The 14,594-nt window shown below is 64.8% G+C and carries 13 protein-coding genes; 8 read left to right on the top strand and 5 right to left on the bottom strand.

Annotation, left to right across the window (positions count from 1 at the left end; genetic code table 11):
• Nucleotides 1–7 precede the first annotated feature (7 nt).
• Nucleotides 8–1,189 (bottom strand): MFS transporter, encoded by a 1,182-nt coding sequence (locus CWS35_RS07430; protein WP_024583304.1) that lies wholly within the window; start codon nucleotides 1,187–1,189, stop codon nucleotides 8–10.
• 101 nt (nucleotides 1,190–1,290) lie between these two features.
• On the opposite strand from CWS35_RS07430, the gene CWS35_RS07425 reads away from it, so the two are divergent.
• Together CWS35_RS07425 and CWS35_RS07420 are read left to right on the top strand one after the other, a co-directional pair.
• Entirely contained in the window at nucleotides 1,291–2,247 is a 957-nt protein-coding gene (locus tag CWS35_RS07425) for a LysR family transcriptional regulator (protein ID WP_100951537.1), read from the top strand.
• A 7-nt stretch (nucleotides 2,248–2,254) separates the two neighbouring features.
• On the top strand, nucleotides 2,255–2,743 hold the full coding sequence (locus tag CWS35_RS07420) for an SRPBCC domain-containing protein (RefSeq protein ID WP_100951536.1): 489 nt from the start codon (nucleotides 2,255–2,257) through the stop codon (nucleotides 2,741–2,743).
• Nucleotides 2,744–2,771: 28 nt separating this feature from the next.
• On the opposite strand, the gene CWS35_RS07415 is transcribed toward CWS35_RS07420, so the two are convergent.
• On the bottom strand, nucleotides 2,772–3,521 hold the full coding sequence (locus tag CWS35_RS07415; protein ID WP_100951535.1) for a class I SAM-dependent methyltransferase: 750 nt from the start codon (nucleotides 3,519–3,521) through the stop codon (nucleotides 2,772–2,774).
• Between the two features lie 278 nt (nucleotides 3,522–3,799).
• On the opposite strand from CWS35_RS07415, the gene CWS35_RS07410 reads away from it, so the two are divergent.
• From CWS35_RS07410 to CWS35_RS07390, 5 genes are all read left to right on the top strand, one after another.
• Nucleotides 3,800–6,175 carry a glucose/quinate/shikimate family membrane-bound PQQ-dependent dehydrogenase gene (locus CWS35_RS07410; RefSeq protein ID WP_100951534.1) on the top strand — a complete coding sequence of 792 codons (2,376 nt, stop codon included), beginning with the start codon at nucleotides 3,800–3,802 and terminating at the stop codon, nucleotides 6,173–6,175.
• Nucleotides 6,176–6,342: 167 nt separating this feature from the next.
• Complete coding sequence (locus CWS35_RS07405; RefSeq protein ID WP_100951533.1) at nucleotides 6,343–7,662, top strand: Hsp70 family protein; 1,320 nt, start codon at nucleotides 6,343–6,345, stop codon at nucleotides 7,660–7,662.
• A gap of 132 nt (nucleotides 7,663–7,794) precedes the next feature.
• On the top strand, nucleotides 7,795–9,393 hold the full coding sequence (locus CWS35_RS07400; RefSeq protein WP_024583298.1) for an ABC-F family ATP-binding cassette domain-containing protein: 1,599 nt from the start codon (nucleotides 7,795–7,797) through the stop codon (nucleotides 9,391–9,393).
• 131 nt (nucleotides 9,394–9,524) lie between these two features.
• Complete coding sequence (locus CWS35_RS07395) at nucleotides 9,525–10,181, top strand: flavodoxin family protein (protein WP_245438895.1); 657 nt, start codon at nucleotides 9,525–9,527, stop codon at nucleotides 10,179–10,181.
• Nucleotides 10,178–11,062, top strand: a complete 885-nt coding sequence (locus CWS35_RS07390; RefSeq protein ID WP_100951531.1) for a sigma-70 family RNA polymerase sigma factor — start codon at nucleotides 10,178–10,180, stop codon at nucleotides 11,060–11,062. The genes CWS35_RS07395 and CWS35_RS07390 overlap by 4 nt, the downstream gene beginning before the upstream one ends.
• Before the next feature lie 657 nt (nucleotides 11,063–11,719).
• On the opposite strand, the gene CWS35_RS07385 is transcribed toward CWS35_RS07390, so the two are convergent.
• Nucleotides 11,720–12,280: a hypothetical protein gene (locus tag CWS35_RS07385; protein ID WP_157817086.1), complete on the bottom strand. Its 561-nt coding sequence runs from the start codon at nucleotides 12,278–12,280 to the stop codon at nucleotides 11,720–11,722.
• A gap of 494 nt (nucleotides 12,281–12,774) precedes the next feature.
• Between CWS35_RS07385 and CWS35_RS07380 the strand changes: the two genes are divergently transcribed.
• On the top strand, nucleotides 12,775–13,074 hold the full coding sequence (locus tag CWS35_RS07380; protein ID WP_311538844.1) for a hypothetical protein: 300 nt from the start codon (nucleotides 12,775–12,777) through the stop codon (nucleotides 13,072–13,074).
• 173 nt (nucleotides 13,075–13,247) lie between these two features.
• Here the strand turns inward: CWS35_RS07380 and CWS35_RS07375 are convergent, their stop codons facing one another.
• Together CWS35_RS07375 and CWS35_RS07370 are read right to left on the bottom strand one after the other, a co-directional pair.
• On the bottom strand, nucleotides 13,248–13,856 hold the full coding sequence (locus tag CWS35_RS07375; protein WP_210202772.1) for a GNAT family N-acetyltransferase: 609 nt from the start codon (nucleotides 13,854–13,856) through the stop codon (nucleotides 13,248–13,250).
• Between the two features lie 44 nt (nucleotides 13,857–13,900).
• Nucleotides 13,901–14,407 (bottom strand): GNAT family N-acetyltransferase, encoded by a 507-nt coding sequence (locus CWS35_RS07370; protein WP_100951528.1) that lies wholly within the window; start codon nucleotides 14,405–14,407, stop codon nucleotides 13,901–13,903.
• Between the last annotated feature and the right edge of the window lie 187 nt (nucleotides 14,408–14,594).

Genomic DNA, 14,594 nt, shown 5'->3' with positions numbered 1-14,594 from the left:
ATGCTGATCATTCTGCCGGGCACTGCGTGGCCAGCACGGCGGGCCGATCAAGCCGCAGGCTCCACAGTGCGAGCAGCAGCCCGATCGCGGTGATGACGGCGGCAACCAGCGGCAGCACACCGAGGCCAAGACCACGATCGATGGTGACGCCGCCGGCCCAGGCCCCGAGCGCATTGCCGAGATTGAAGGCCGCGATGTTCAGGCTGGACGCCAGCGTCCGGCCTTCCACGCCGGCGGCTTCGAGCACGCGAAGCTGCAACGGCGCGACGGTTGCGAACGCGGCGATGCCGAGCACGAACAGCAGCACGACCACCAATGCCTTGATCGAGATCACCGCCGCCAGCGCGACGAGGACGGCGGCGAGACCGCCAAGCGACACCAGCAACGCACGCGCAACGCCCTTGTCGGCGAGCCGGCCGCCGGCGACATTGCCGATCGCAAGGCCGGCACCGAACACCAGGAGGATCGGAGACACCGCCGCATCGGAAAATCCGGTGAGCCGGGTCAGGATCGGCTGCACATAGGTGAAGACCGCGAACAGGCCGCCGAAGCCGAACACCGTCATGGCGAGCCCGAGCAGCACCTGCGGGCGGCCGAGCACGGCAAGCTCCTCACGCAACTGCGCGGGCTTGTCGTTGGCGCCGACATGGCCGGGGACCAGCGCCGCCAGCACGATGAACGCGATCACGCCGATCGCCGCCACCGCCCAGAACGCCGCGCGCCAGCCCAGCATCAGGCCGAACCAGGCGCCGAACGGAACGCCGAGCAGGGTCGCGACCGTGAGGCCGATGAACATCGTGGCGATCGCCGACGCCTTCTTGTCCTCCGGGACGAGGCTCGTCGCGACCACCGAGCCGACGCCGAAGAAGGTGCCGTGCGCCAGCGAGGTCAGGATGCGCGCGGCCATCAGGAGCTCGTAGTTCGGCGCCAGCGCGCAGGCCGCATTGCCGAGCGTGAAGATCGCCATCAGCGCCAGCAGCACCGCCTTGCGCGGCATCTTGCGCGTCCCGAGGGTGAGGATCGGCGCGCCGACGAACACGCCGAGCGCATAGCCGGAGATCAACAGGCCCGCCGCAGAGACCGAGACGTGCATGTCAGCGGCGACCTGCAGCAGTAGCCCCATGATGAGGAATTCGGTGGTGCCGATGCCAAAGGCACCGGCGGTCAGGGCTAGGACTGCGAGAGGCATGCGTCGCTCCGGAGCGTGAGGATTCCGCAATGCGAGATAGCGGTCCGGGCGAGGAAGGATTAGAATGGCCGCAAGCCAATCATTTGTGACTTGAAATCAACATGGCTCGCACAGACACCAACCGCTCCGGCGAAATGGACGTGTTCGTCCGTGTCGTCGACCTCGGCGGCTTCACGGCCGCCGCGAACAGCCTGCGGCAGACGCCATCCGGCGTGAGCAAGCTGGTGTCCCGGCTGGAAACGCGGCTCGGCACACGGCTGGTCAACCGCACCACGCGCAAGCTGCAGCTCACCGAGGAGGGTCAGGCGTTCTACCAGCGTGCGCAACGCATCCTCGCCGACATCGACGAGGCCGAGCGCGAGGCCGCCTCCTGCGTGCCGCGCGGCCATCTCACCGTGAACAGCAACATTCCGTTCGGCATGCTGCATGTGATGCCGCTGCTGCCGCGCTTCATGCGCGAGCACCCCGACATCACGGTCGACATCGTGCTGACCGACACGCTGGTCGACCTGATGCAGGCGCGCGCCGATGTCGCGATCCGCGCCGGGCCGCTCGGCGCCTCACGGCTGATCGCGCGCAAGCTCGGCACCAGCCGGATGGCGGTGGTCGCCGCGCCGTCCTATCTCGCCCGCCACGGCATTCCGAAGACGCCGGCCGACCTCGCCGCGCATCGCGGCATCGGCTGGACCTTTCCGCGCAGCATCCGCGGCTGGCCGTTCCGCCGCGCCGAAAAGATCGAGGAGACGTTACCGCCGCCGGTCGCCCGCGCCAGCGACGGCGAGACCGCGCGCCAACTCACGCTTGGCGGCATCGGCGTGGCGCGGCTGGCATTGTTTCATATCGGTCCCGACATCGAGGCCGGCCGCCTGGTGCCGGTGCTGCAAAATCTCAATCCGGGCGACCGCGAGGACATCCACGCGGTCTATGTCGGCCACGCCGGCCCGCTGCCGGCGCGGGTGCGCGCCTTCATCGATTTCCTCGCACAGCACATCCGCATCGGCGACCTGGCGCTGCGGCGTGGCGCCGATGGAAAATGGAAGATCGTTGACGGCAAGTGAGCGTGCGATGACGAACGATCCCATGCCCTTGCAGCCCGTGACCGCGTCGATCCGCATCGCCGCGGAACCAAAGCAGGTGTGGGATGCGATCATGGCTCCCGATGCGGGCGAGACATGGCGCAACGCTCACTTCAAAACGGATTGGCAGATCGGCGCGCCGATCGAGATCGAGGCGGAGATCGGCGCCAAGCGTTATCACGACAAGGGCCGCGTTCTCCGCGTCGAACCGCCAGTGCTGCTCGAATACTCCTATTGGTCGCAGGTCTCCGGCCTGCCGGACGTTCCGCAATGCTATGCGACGGTCACGGTGACGCTCGCGGCTGACGGTGGCGAGACGGTGCTGACAGTCGCCCAGCAGGTACCGCCGTCACCGATCCGCCGCGGGAACGGATGGGAAATCGGCGCCGACTCCGGCGCCAGGCATGTCGCGTTCTACTGGCGCATGGCGCTGCCGCGCCTGAAGCAGGCCGTCGAGCAAAGGCACTGCGCGCGATAGCCTGTCTCAACGACGTTCCTCAAAGACGTTACGTCCTCTTCAGCAGATAGAGGTGCGTGACGTAGGGAAACACCACCTCGTCCGCGTCGCCGAGACCGGCCTGACGCAGGATGCCGTCGGTCTTCTGGCGAAGCACCGCCTTTTCGCTGTCGGGAAGATTGGCGACATAGCTCGTCGAGGCGACCCGCTCGAACACATCCCGGCGCGCCATCCGGTGCGGATGGCCCTGCACGATCTCCTTCTCGAGCACGAAGCGCGGATCGCTCAGGATCCAGCGCCAGCGCCCCGTCCGTTGCCGCGGCGTGTCTCCCGCATAACCTTCAATCATGACGGAGAGCGCATCGACCCACGGCGCACGATCATCCCGGTTGTTCCAGACCAGCGCCAGTGTGCCGCCGGGATGCAGCAACCGCGCGATCTCGGCGACCGACGCCTCGTTGTCGAACCAGTGGAATGCCTGGGCACAGGTGACGAGATCGACGCTGCCGGTCTCGAGCGCGATCGCATCGGCACGGCTGTTGATGACCTCGATCCCGGCCTCGGTCGCGAGCTTCGCCGACATCTCGGCGACGGGCTCGACGGCGATCAGGCGGGCCGTCTCGGACAGATGCCGCAGCAACAGGCGGGTGAACTTGCCGGTTCCGGCACCGAGATCGACGATGCAATGCGCCGTCGCGAGCGGCAGCGCGGCGACGATCTCCGCCGGATAGCTCGGCCGTCCCGCCTCATAGGCGCCGACCGCGACGCGATAGTTCAGCGCCGTGGGATTCAGTGTCATTGGCTTCTCCTGCACACCCTGCTGTTCGCCCGAAGCTATAGAGCAGCACCTGCGAACACGGGAAGGGCACGCCGATTCAAAATTCGCTGAGCACGCGCATTTTGCAGGCATTTTGTTCCAGCATGTTCTGGCATGGCAGCCGTACACGCAGATGTTGCATCTGCATCGCAGGTTCCGGGTTGCGAGTTGCCGGTGATTGGACCAAGCTTGCCGAAAGCGGACGCGGTCTGTGGCGCTTGCGCGAGACAAGCCCAGTGCCTCTTCCCACCGGAGCAGCCATGCAACGATCCAGGGCCGTTTTCATCACAGCGATCGTCTACGGCTTGATCGGCCTGGTGCTCGCGGCCGGCGGGATCTGGCTTGCCGCGTTGGGCGGGTCGATCTTCTACCTCATCCTCGGCATCGGCTTTCTCGCCACCAAGGCGCTGTTGCTGGCGCAGCGCCGTCAGGCGCTGTGGCTGTTCGCGATCGTGCTGGTCGGTACCTTGGCATGGGCGGTCCACGAGGTGAAATTCGACTGGTGGCCGCTGGCGGCGCGCGGCGACATCGTCTTTCCGATGGCACTCTGGCTGCTGACGCCGATGATCGTCCGCGGCCTTTCGCGAAACCAATCCGTATCCTACGCCAGCGCGACCGCGCCGCTCTGGGCTGGCGTGGTGGCAGCTTCTGCCGTCCTCGTCGTCGGGCTGCTGTCGAGCTATCACGACATCAACGGCACCATCGCGGAAGCCGGCACCCCGGTGCCGCAAAGCGAAACCGATCCGCAGCCGGACGGCGACTGGCGCGCCTATGGCCGCACGCAGTTCGGACAGCGCTATTCGCCGCTGAAGCAGATCACACCCGACAATGTCGGCAAGCTCAAGATCGCCTGGACCTTCCGCACCGGCGACATGGAGACACCTAACGATTCCGGCGAGACGACCTTCGAGGTCACTCCGATCAAGGTACGCGACACGCTCTATCTGTGCTCGCAGCACCAGGTGCTGTTCGCGCTCGACGCTAGGACCGGCACGGAACGCTGGCGCTACGACCCCAAGCTTGTGTTCAACAAGACGTTCCAGCACATGACCTGCCGCGGGGTCTCCTATCACGAGACCGCACAGGGCGCCGTCGACGCCAGCGGCAATCCGGCACCGGCCGAATGCCCGCGGCGGATCTTCCTGCCGGTCAATGACGGCCGCATGATCGCGCTCGATGCCGACACCGGCAAGCTATGCGATGGCTTTGCCGACCACGGCGTCCTCGACCTGCAACAGGGAATGGCGATCAAGACGGCGGGCTTCTTCGAGCCGACGTCGCCGCCAGTGGTCAGCGACAAGATTTTGGTGGTTGCCGCCGCCGTCATCGACAATTACGCGGTCGAGGTGCCGTCGGGCGTGATCCGCGGCTTCGATGTCTACACCGGCAAGCTGGTCTGGGCCTGGGATTCCGGCGCAGCGGACGAGAACGCGCTGCCATCCGCGGACCGGCATTACATCACCGGCTCGCCGAATTCCTGGATCACGGCCTCCTTCGATCCGAAATTGAATCTGGTCTACTTCCCGACCGGCAACAACGGACCCGACATCTGGGGCGGCAATCGCGATGCGCTGGTCGAGCGCTATTCGAGCTCGATCGTCGCGCTCGACGTCAACACCGGCAAGCGCGCCTGGTCGTACCAGACCGTGCATCACGATCTCTGGGACATGGATGTTCCCTCGCAGCCGAGCCTGGTCGACGTCACCACGGCGAAGGGCGTCATCCCTGCGATCATCCAGCCGACCAAGGTCGGCAACATCTTCGTGCTCGACCGCAGGACCGGCGAATTGATCGTGCCCGCGCCGGAGCGGCCGGTGCCTCAGGGAGCTGCGCCCGGCGACCGCAGCGCGCCGACGCAGCCGTTCTCCGAACTGACCTTCCGCCCGGAGGCGAAGCTGACCGGCGCCGACATGTGGGGCGGTACGATCTTCGACCAGTTGCTGTGCCGGATCATGTTCCATCGCCTGCGCTATGAGGGCACGTTCACGCCGCCCTCGTTGCAGGGCACGCTGGTCTTCCCCGGCAATCTCGGCATGTTCGAATGGGGCGGCATTGCGATCGATCCTGTCAGGCAGATCGCGATCGCCAATCCGATGTCGCTGCCGTTTGCGTCGCGGCTGATTCCGCGCGGGCCAAACAATCCGCCGGCGCCGACGGCGGACAAGCCGGTCGGCAGCGAGGTCGGCGTGCAGCCGATGTACGGCACGCCGTTCGGGGTGGACATCTGGAGCTTCCTGTCGCCGCTGTCCGTGCCGTGCTACCGGCCGCCATGGGGCTCGATGGCGGCGATCGACCTCCGGACGATGAAGATCGTCTGGCAGCATCCGAACGGCACCATCCGGGACACCACGCCGCTGCCGCTTCCGTTCAAGATGGGCGTGCCGATGCTGGGCGGGCCGATCACCACCGCCGGCGGCGTCGCGTTCTACACCGGGACCTATGAATACACGATCCGGGCCTACGACGTGCGCGACGGCAAGGTGCTGTGGGAAGATCGACTGCCGGCCGGCGCGCAATCGACACCGATGAGCTACGAGGCCGGCGGCAAGCAATATGTCGTCACCGCGGCCGGCGGCCACGGTTCGTTCGGCACCAAGCGCGGCGACTACGTCATCGCCTACGCATTGCAGGATTAGGCCGCAACACGGCGTCATCGTCGCGTCATGCGGCGGTTCCGCTGCGGACCACCGCGCTGTTGCCGCCGGTCCCTTGATCGTGAATTTTGCGGCCTCGGGGCGGGTTGGCAAACGCGGCCAAAGCCGCTAAAGGTCCGCCCCCTTTCACAGACAATCCCGAGCATGACATGTCGAGCGCTCCGCCCGCCGTCTCGATTGGCGTCGATTTTGGCACCAGCAACACCGTGGTCGCGCTGTCCGATGCCGATGGCCGTGTCGAGGCCATCCGCTTCGATCATGGTGGACGCACGCATAGCGTCTATGTCTCCGCGCTGTGCTTCTGGGAGGACCGGCCCGGCGCCGGCCTGCATCCGCGCGCCGAGGGCGGGCCGTGGGCGATCGAGCAGTTCCTCGAGGGACGCACGATCCATCGCTTCATCCAGTCGTTCAAGACGTTCGCGGCAAGCTCAGCCTTCAACACCACGCAGATCTTCCGGCAGCGCTACAAGTTCGAGGATCTGCTCGCCGCGTTCCTGCGCACGCTGACGCGCCATGCCGGCGAGGGCTTCGATCTCGGCGCACCGACCATCATGGTCGGCCGTCCGGTGAAGTTTGCCGGCGGCAATCCCAATGACGAGCTCGCGATGCAGCGCTACCGCGCCGCATTCGAGCGGCTCGGCGCCGGACACGCGCGCTACGTCTACGAGCCGGTCGGCGCGGCGTTCTCCTTTGCGCGCAGCCTCGACCATGACGCCACGGTGCTGGTGGCCGATTTCGGTGGCGGCACCAGCGACTTCTCCGTGATGCGGTTCTCGCGCCAGGGCGGCGTGCTGCGCGCCGAGCCGCTGGGCCATGCCGGCATCGGCATCGCCGGCGACACCTTCGACTATCGCATCGTCGACCACATCGTCTCGCCGCGGCTCGGCAAGGGCACCAACTACCGCTCGTTCGACAAGGTGCTGCCGATACCCAACCACTATTATTCCAGCCTCGCGCGCTGGCACCAGCTCGCGATGATGCGGGGCAATGGCGATCTGCGCGAATTGCAGCAGCTGGCGCGCACCGCGCTCGATCCGGCGCCGCTCAACGATTTCATCACCATCGTCGACTACGATCTCGGCTTCGCACTCTACCGTGCCGTGTCCGATACCAAGGTCGCGCTGTCGAGCCGCGACCGCGTCGAGTTCCGCTTTGCCCGCCAAGGCATCGATATCGGCGCCACCGTGACGCGCGAGGATTTCGAGTCCTGGATCGCCGACGACATCGAACGGCTGGGCGCGACGGTGGACGAGGCGCTGGCGAAATCCGGCATCGCCGCGCGCGACGTCGAGAAGGTGTTCTTGACCGGCGGCACCTCGTTCGTGCCGGCGGTGCAGCGCCTGTTCGCGGAACGCTTCGGCGAGGCGCGATTGACCTCGGCGGACCAGTTCGAATCGATCGCCTATGGTCTCGCCCTGATCGGCCACACCCCCGATCCCGACCGCTGGACCTTCGCCGAAGCCGCCTGACGTTCGGCTTCGCGCCTTGATGCCGGCGCAATACGCGACTACATCTCGTCAATCATCAATCCGAGAGGATGCCGACGACCATGGATTTCACCCTGACCGCAATGCCCATCAGCCTTGCCCACGGGGATATCCATGCCAGCATCGATCACGCTCTCCCATCTGACCCTGTCCGCGCCTGACGGCCGGGTTCTCCTTTCCAACATCGATCTCAGTTTCGGCCCCGAACGCACCGGCCTTGTCGGCCGTAACGGCATCGGCAAGACGACGCTGCTCGGCCTGATCGCAGGCCGGCAGGCGCCGCAATCCGGCACGGTCTCGGTGCAGGGACGCGTCGGGATGCTGCATCAGACGGTGCAGGTGAAGCCGGACCAATCCGTCATCGACCTGTTCGGCGCACGCCGCGCATTGGCCGCGTTGCGCCGTGCCGAGCAGGGCCTGGCGACGGCCGAGGAGCTTGCGGATATCGACTGGACGCTCGACAGTCGCATCGCGGCCGCGCTCGCGCGTGTCGGATTGGACGATGTTCTCGACACCCCGCTGGCGATGCTATCAGGCGGACAGGCGACCCGGGCGCGCCTTGCGGCGCTCACCTTCGCACGGCCTGACTTCCTGCTACTCGACGAGCCCACCAACAATCTCGACCGTGCCGGACGCCAGGCCGTGATCGATCTGCTCGCCGGTTGGCGGCATGGCGCCATCGTCGTCAGCCACGATCGCGAGCTGCTGGAGACCATGGATGCGATCGTCGAACTGACCTCGCTGGAGGCACGGCGCTATGGCGGCAATTGGAGCCAATACCGCGCGCGCAAGGCGATCGAGCTCTCGGCGGCGCGACACGATCTTGACGATGCCGAGAAGCGCGTCGCCGAGATCGACCGCAAGACGCGGGAAGCGACCGAGAAGAAGGCGCGCAAGGACGGCGCCGGCGCGAGGAAGCGCGCCAAGGGCGACATGCCACGCATTGCCGCCGGGCTGCGCAAGGACCGCAGCGAGGACAGCGGCGGCGAGACCGCCCGGCTCGCCGAGCGCAGGCGAACGCAAGCAACAGAACTTGCCGCCAATACGCGCCAGCGCATCGAGGTGCTGCAACCGTTCACGGTGCAACTGCCGTCGACGCGTCTGCCTGCGGGCAAGGTGGTGCTGCGCATCGAGGCCGCCGATGCGGGTTACAGCGCGGAGGCACCGATCCTGCGCGGCCTCACCTTCTCCATGGCAGGCCCGGAGCGCGTCGCCATCACAGGCCCCAACGGCGCCGGCAAGACGACGTTGCTCAAGCTCGTCAGCGGCGCCCTCACCGCAACGCGCGGCACCGTCGAGGTGATGACCCGCTTTGCGATGTTCGATCAGGCGGTCAGCCTGCTCGATGCGCAAGCATCGATCCTCGCCAACTTCCGGCGCATCAATCCGGATGCCGACGAGAACGCCTGTCGCGCCGCGCTGGCGCGCTTCATGTTCCGCGCCGATGCGGCCTTGCAGACCGTCGCGAGCCTGAGCGGCGGCCAGTTGCTCCGCGCCGGCCTCGCCTGCGTCCTCGGCGGGCCAACGCCGCCGCCGCTGCTGATCCTCGACGAGCCGACCAACCATCTCGACATTGATTCCATGGAAGCGGTCGAGGCCGGGCTGCGCGCCTATGACGGCGCCCTGCTGGTCGTGAGCCACGACGAGGCCTTCCTGGAGGCGATCGGGGTCACCCGCAGGTTCGAGCTCGATGGCCGGCTCCCACCGAAATAGCCAAAACAACCCCATGCAAAGCAGCCAGCGGCCACCACTCCGGCCCGAGTGACCGTCAAATGGAGCCCCTCCGGACAAAAATTCGGACGTCATGTCACGTTTCGACGCCCTGCCTTGTCCTAGCTTCTGTAATGGCAGCAGCAGAGGACAGCATGCACAATATCGGAACCGGTGGCGGTCGCACCCTTGTCGCGATCGTCTATCATAGCGCTTACGGCCACACCCGGCGCCAGGCGGAGGCCGTCAGGTCCGGCATTCAAGATATCGATGGCGCGGAGGCGGTGCTGGTGCCTGTCGAGGACGCGGAACAGAGTTGGGATCACCTGCTGGATGCGGACGCATTGATCTTCGGCACGCCCACCTACATGGGCGCCGCCTCCGCGGCGTTCAAAGCCTTTCAGGAGGCAACGTCGAGCGCGGTGATGTCGAAAGGCTACCGGTGGAAAGACAAGCTCGCGGCCGGCTTCACCAATTCTGGCGCCCACGCCGGCGACAAGCTGTCGACATTGATCCAGCTTGCCCTGTTCGCCGCGCAGCACGGCATGCACTGGGTCAATCTCGATCTGCCGCCGGGCAACAACTCCGCATCGGGATCGGACGCCGACCCGAACCGGCTGGGATTTTGGCTCGGCGCCGGAGCGCAGTCGAACACCGACGAGGGTGCGGACACCGCACCGCCTGAATCGGACCTCGCGACCGCCCGCCACCTCGGGCGGCGCGTGGCGATGACGGCGATTCAATTCGCACGTGGCCGTGAGGCGGCCGCGGCCATTCGGGCGGCGTCATGAAGGATGCGGCTGAAACCGCGGCGGCTGAGATCTTCGCCGACCTGCGGCCGCGCCTGATCCGGCTGGCCTACCGGATGCTGGGCTCGGTGGCCGACGCGGAGGATGTCGTGCACGATGCCTGGCTGCGCTGGCTCGCCGCCGATCGCGAGCGGATGCGCGATCCCAGGGCGCTGCTCTACACCATCGTCACCCGGCTATCGCTGAACGAGCTGAAATCCGCGCGGCGCCGGCGCGCGGCCTATGTCGGACCATGGCTGCCCGAGCCGTTCTTCGATCCCGAGCAAGAGGAGACCGCCGACGACCTGATCCTGCCGCTGATGATCGCGCTGGAGCGGCTGTCGCCGTTGGAACGGGCGGCCTTCCTGCTGCATGACGTGTTCGGGATGGAGTTCGATGCGGTCTCCGAGACGATCGGCCGCGAGGCCACGACCTGCCGCAAGCTCGCCAGCCGCGCCCGCGCGCATATCCACGATGCCAGGCCGCGATTCGTGGTCGGCAATGAAGACGGCCTGCGGCTCGCCAATGCCTTCTTCACGGCGACGCGGACCGGCGACCTCGCCGCGTTGCGCGCGATGCTCGCCGAGGATGTCGTGGTCTACGCCGATGGCGGCGGCCGGGTGCCGGCGCCGGTTCGCCCGCTGGTCGGGTGTGATGCAGCGATGGAGCGTTTCGCGGGGCTCGCCCGCCTGTTCGCCGTGCATCCCTCACGCTTGATCCGCTACGCAACCATCAACGGATTGCCCGGCTTCATCACGATGGAGGACGACCTCGTTCAAACGACCGCGTTGCAGTTCGAGCACGAACGGATCGTCGCGGTTTATGTGACCCGCAATCCCGACAAGCTGCACAACGTGCCTGATGTGACGGGATGGCGGAACTGATCCTACATCTCGCGAGGCCGCGTTAACGCACGAAACGCAATGAGCCTCCACACGGCGCACAGCGATCGATCTCCATCACCGATGGCTGTCAGGTCAAAGCGAGTTGCGTTCACGCGACAAATGCCTCGCACGGCAAACATCGATTAGGCGTCTTCAAAGTCGCCTCCAGTTGGCACCTTGTCACAGCGGTACTCATTGGCCGCGTCGTTCCATTTGCATAGGATTTCGTGGGTATCATCGTTCCAGCATGGCAGTCGCCGGTCAGGATGGCTTCCACGGGACGATGCATTGAGCATTGCGGCAACGGGTTCGAAAGCTGCTCTCGTGGCAGCTGCTTTCTTCGCTGTGCGTTTCTTTGTTGCGGCCTTCTTTGCTTGCCTTTTAGCCATAGGCGCCCCCTTTAAAGGCCAGGATTGAAACTATTGTTTCGAACGGCCAACCCAATCTCTTGAGCCAAATGCGAATCTTTCGCGGCTCCCTTCAATCCCGAGCTATCGCCCGGTCCCAGTGTAATGAGCAGATCATGCGTGCGATCCCTGCTGGCACTCGCAAATGTACCGCTTTGATTCACCCCTACGCGGATGAGCTTCCATGCCGGGGTGATGTTACCAGAGGTCACTACTTCGAATATTATATGGAACTGAAGGACGTTTTGCTTCAACGGGCCGCTTGCAGAAGTGGATACGCGACTTCTTCCGTTGCGGAGAGCGGTAGCTGATCAAACAGCCAGTCGCCGAAGCCAAGATCGTTTTGAATAAGGAGTGACGGAGCGGTCCCCTTAGGCTGCACACCTGTCTGGCACGGCCCTCGTTTGAGAAGGTCAGGTATCGTATAGTAGTAATTCAGAGCAGCCGTCTTTATCGCGTCCGCCGAGAGCGTCGCTGACGCGCCGAGCGTGAATATCGATGATGGTGGGCTTATTGGTGTCCACAGCACAGTCGGATTGAGACCACTCTTCTCCTCTGTTTTCAAGGATAGAGCCATCTGAGCGCCCCAAGTGCTCATGGTGGCGGCTAAGGGCCTCGCATCCTTGTATGTGCGAGCCTTGAAATAGAGCTGTTGGATCGCCTTGGTAAGTTCGCAGTGCACGCTGGTGACAATTGCTTGCACTAGCAATTGACTGTCCCCACCATACTCTTGAATTGGTGGTGCGTACGTTCCGCATGAAGATAGGGCCAGAGCACTAAAAAAAGCAAAAACGACTCGTGTCGCGGACATTGATTGCCCCCGCTGAAATGCGTGAAGTATTCTTTTTGTTGTTATTGCCGGGTTGAAATACGGTTGCTATGAAACACCTGTCTACCTGCACGAGCAACATGCATTGATTGCAGGAACATGGTAATTCGTCTAATCGTTGTATTGATGCAACACATGGGTGGCCAGCTCGTATAACGGCGGGCTTCACTTCCGCGCGATTTTGATGGTGCCCTCTGGCTCCCGATCAGGGGATCCTGGGGCAGCCTTTCGCGGAAAACGATGGATACGCCGAGCCGCGCAAGCTAGTGACGAATGTCCAGATAGAGCCGATCGCCCACGACTGCCTGCGCGCGACTGACTCCGCGCTTCAAGACGGCCATTGAACGACGCTCACCTACAGGATGCCGTACTGATCCTGCCACAGACGTGCTCCGAGCTTTCGGGAAGAAGGCCTGCGGCTCGCCAATGCCTTCTTCACGGCGACGCGGACCGGCGACCTCGCCGCGCTGCGCGCGATGCTCGCCGAGGATGTCGTGGTCTATGCCGATGGCGGCGGCCGGGTGCCGGCACCGACCCAACCTCTGGTCGGGCTCGACGCGGCGATGGAGCGCTTCGCGGGGCTCGCCCGCCTGTTCGCCGTGCATCCGTCGCGCTTGATCCGCTACGCGACCATCAACGGATTGCCCGGCTTCGTCACGATGGAGGACGACCTCGTTCAAACGACCGCGTTGCAGTTCGAGCACGAACGGATCGTCGCGGTTTATGTGACCCGCAATCCCGACAAGCTGCACAACGTGCCGGGACGGCCGAACTGATCGCTCAGCGCCCCCGATAGCGATAGACGAGATCGTCGGGGTTTTCCCTTGGCGCCGATCAGCGCACGATCCGCCACGCTTGCCGATCCGGCGTAAGCCGAATGGCCTTCGACCTGGAGCGGAACGCCCTTCACTCCCTCGATAACCCATTCGGCAGGGAGGTTGTCACCCAGCTAGCGGGGGCGAGTATCAAGATACCAGAAGAGTGCCACCTCCTCGGCCGTGTCCGAGCCCAGCTCGCGATAGAGAAATCGATCGTAGCCGCCGAGGACAAAGCCATAGCGCTGATAGAAGCTGCAAGCTGCGACATTGTTGGATTGGGTCTCCAACCGGATCGCTCCCAGCCCTTTGTCACGCGCCCAATCGGCAATCCGATCCATCAACGCGGTCGCCAATCCTCGTCGGCGAAATGATCGGGCCACTGCAAAATCATCGACCACGGCGCAGCCGTTCCATCCTCGGCTCGCGGTAATGTATCCAGCGAGATTTCCCGCCTCGTTTGCCAGGAACAGCACCTTGTCGGTACCGTCGCATCGTTCAAACAGCGCATCGTCCAGCCCATAGGCTTTGCGCCTTTGCGAGAGTGGTTCGACACGCAACGGCACCGCATCGAACGGCTCTACGATGATGCTATCAATCTCGAAGGAAAAATCGACTTCCTCAGCCGATCCCGGGAGCGCGTCCGCGCGAATGATTTCCATATCGCTTAGGATATCGGGTCGCGCACGAGAAGCTAGCGGGTCATTATTGATGCGCACCGTCGCGGCTTTCGTGACGCGCAAGCCCGACGAGCTGCACAACGTGCCGGGATGGCCGAACTGATCGCTCAGCCCGCCCGATAGCGATAGACGAGATCGTCGGGGTCCTCGCGCGGCGCCGACGGATCGAGCACACCGCCCAATCGCTTCGCCACAGCGGCCGACATCGCGTTGTCCGGCGCCATATAGCTGACCAGCGTCGAAAGCTTCAATGTCGCGAACGCCCAGTCGCGCAGCGCGACCGCGGCCTCCGTGGCATAACCGTGCCCCTCGTGCCCGTCATAGAGCAGCCAGCCGAGTTCCTTCTCCGGAAACAGCGGCCCGTGGTTGATGCCGACCTGGCCGATGCACTGCTTCGACGCGGTGAGCTCGATCATCAGCGCGCCATGCCCGAACAGACGCCAGCACGCCAGATCATGACAAAACATTCCCCACGCCGCGCGCACGTCGAACGGGCCGCCCATGCCGGCGGAGCGTGGCGACGCCAGGAAGGCGAGGTAGGCGGGGAAGTCGGCGGCGACCTGCGGACGCAGCGTCAGGCGTGCGGTCGAGATCGTTGGAATGTCAGGGGTCATTGGGGGATGTCACGCGCCATGGATATCTGGTTTTGCATGAAACAGTCTTGCACTCCAACTGAATCCGAAAACTGACCACTGCACCACGAAGCCCTCTAGGCTGACTTTCGAGGAAGGCGCGCGCCCCCACAACGCCCGCTTGCGAGACGAGAGCTGCCGGACCATTGCGGAGGTCTTGTTTGCCTTT

Source organism: Bradyrhizobium sp. SK17, from assembly GCF_002831585.1.
Lineage (GTDB): Bacteria > Pseudomonadota > Alphaproteobacteria > Rhizobiales > Xanthobacteraceae > Bradyrhizobium.
Note: the sequence above shows the minus strand (reverse complement) of the source record. Positions and strands in the feature narration are given on the sequence as shown.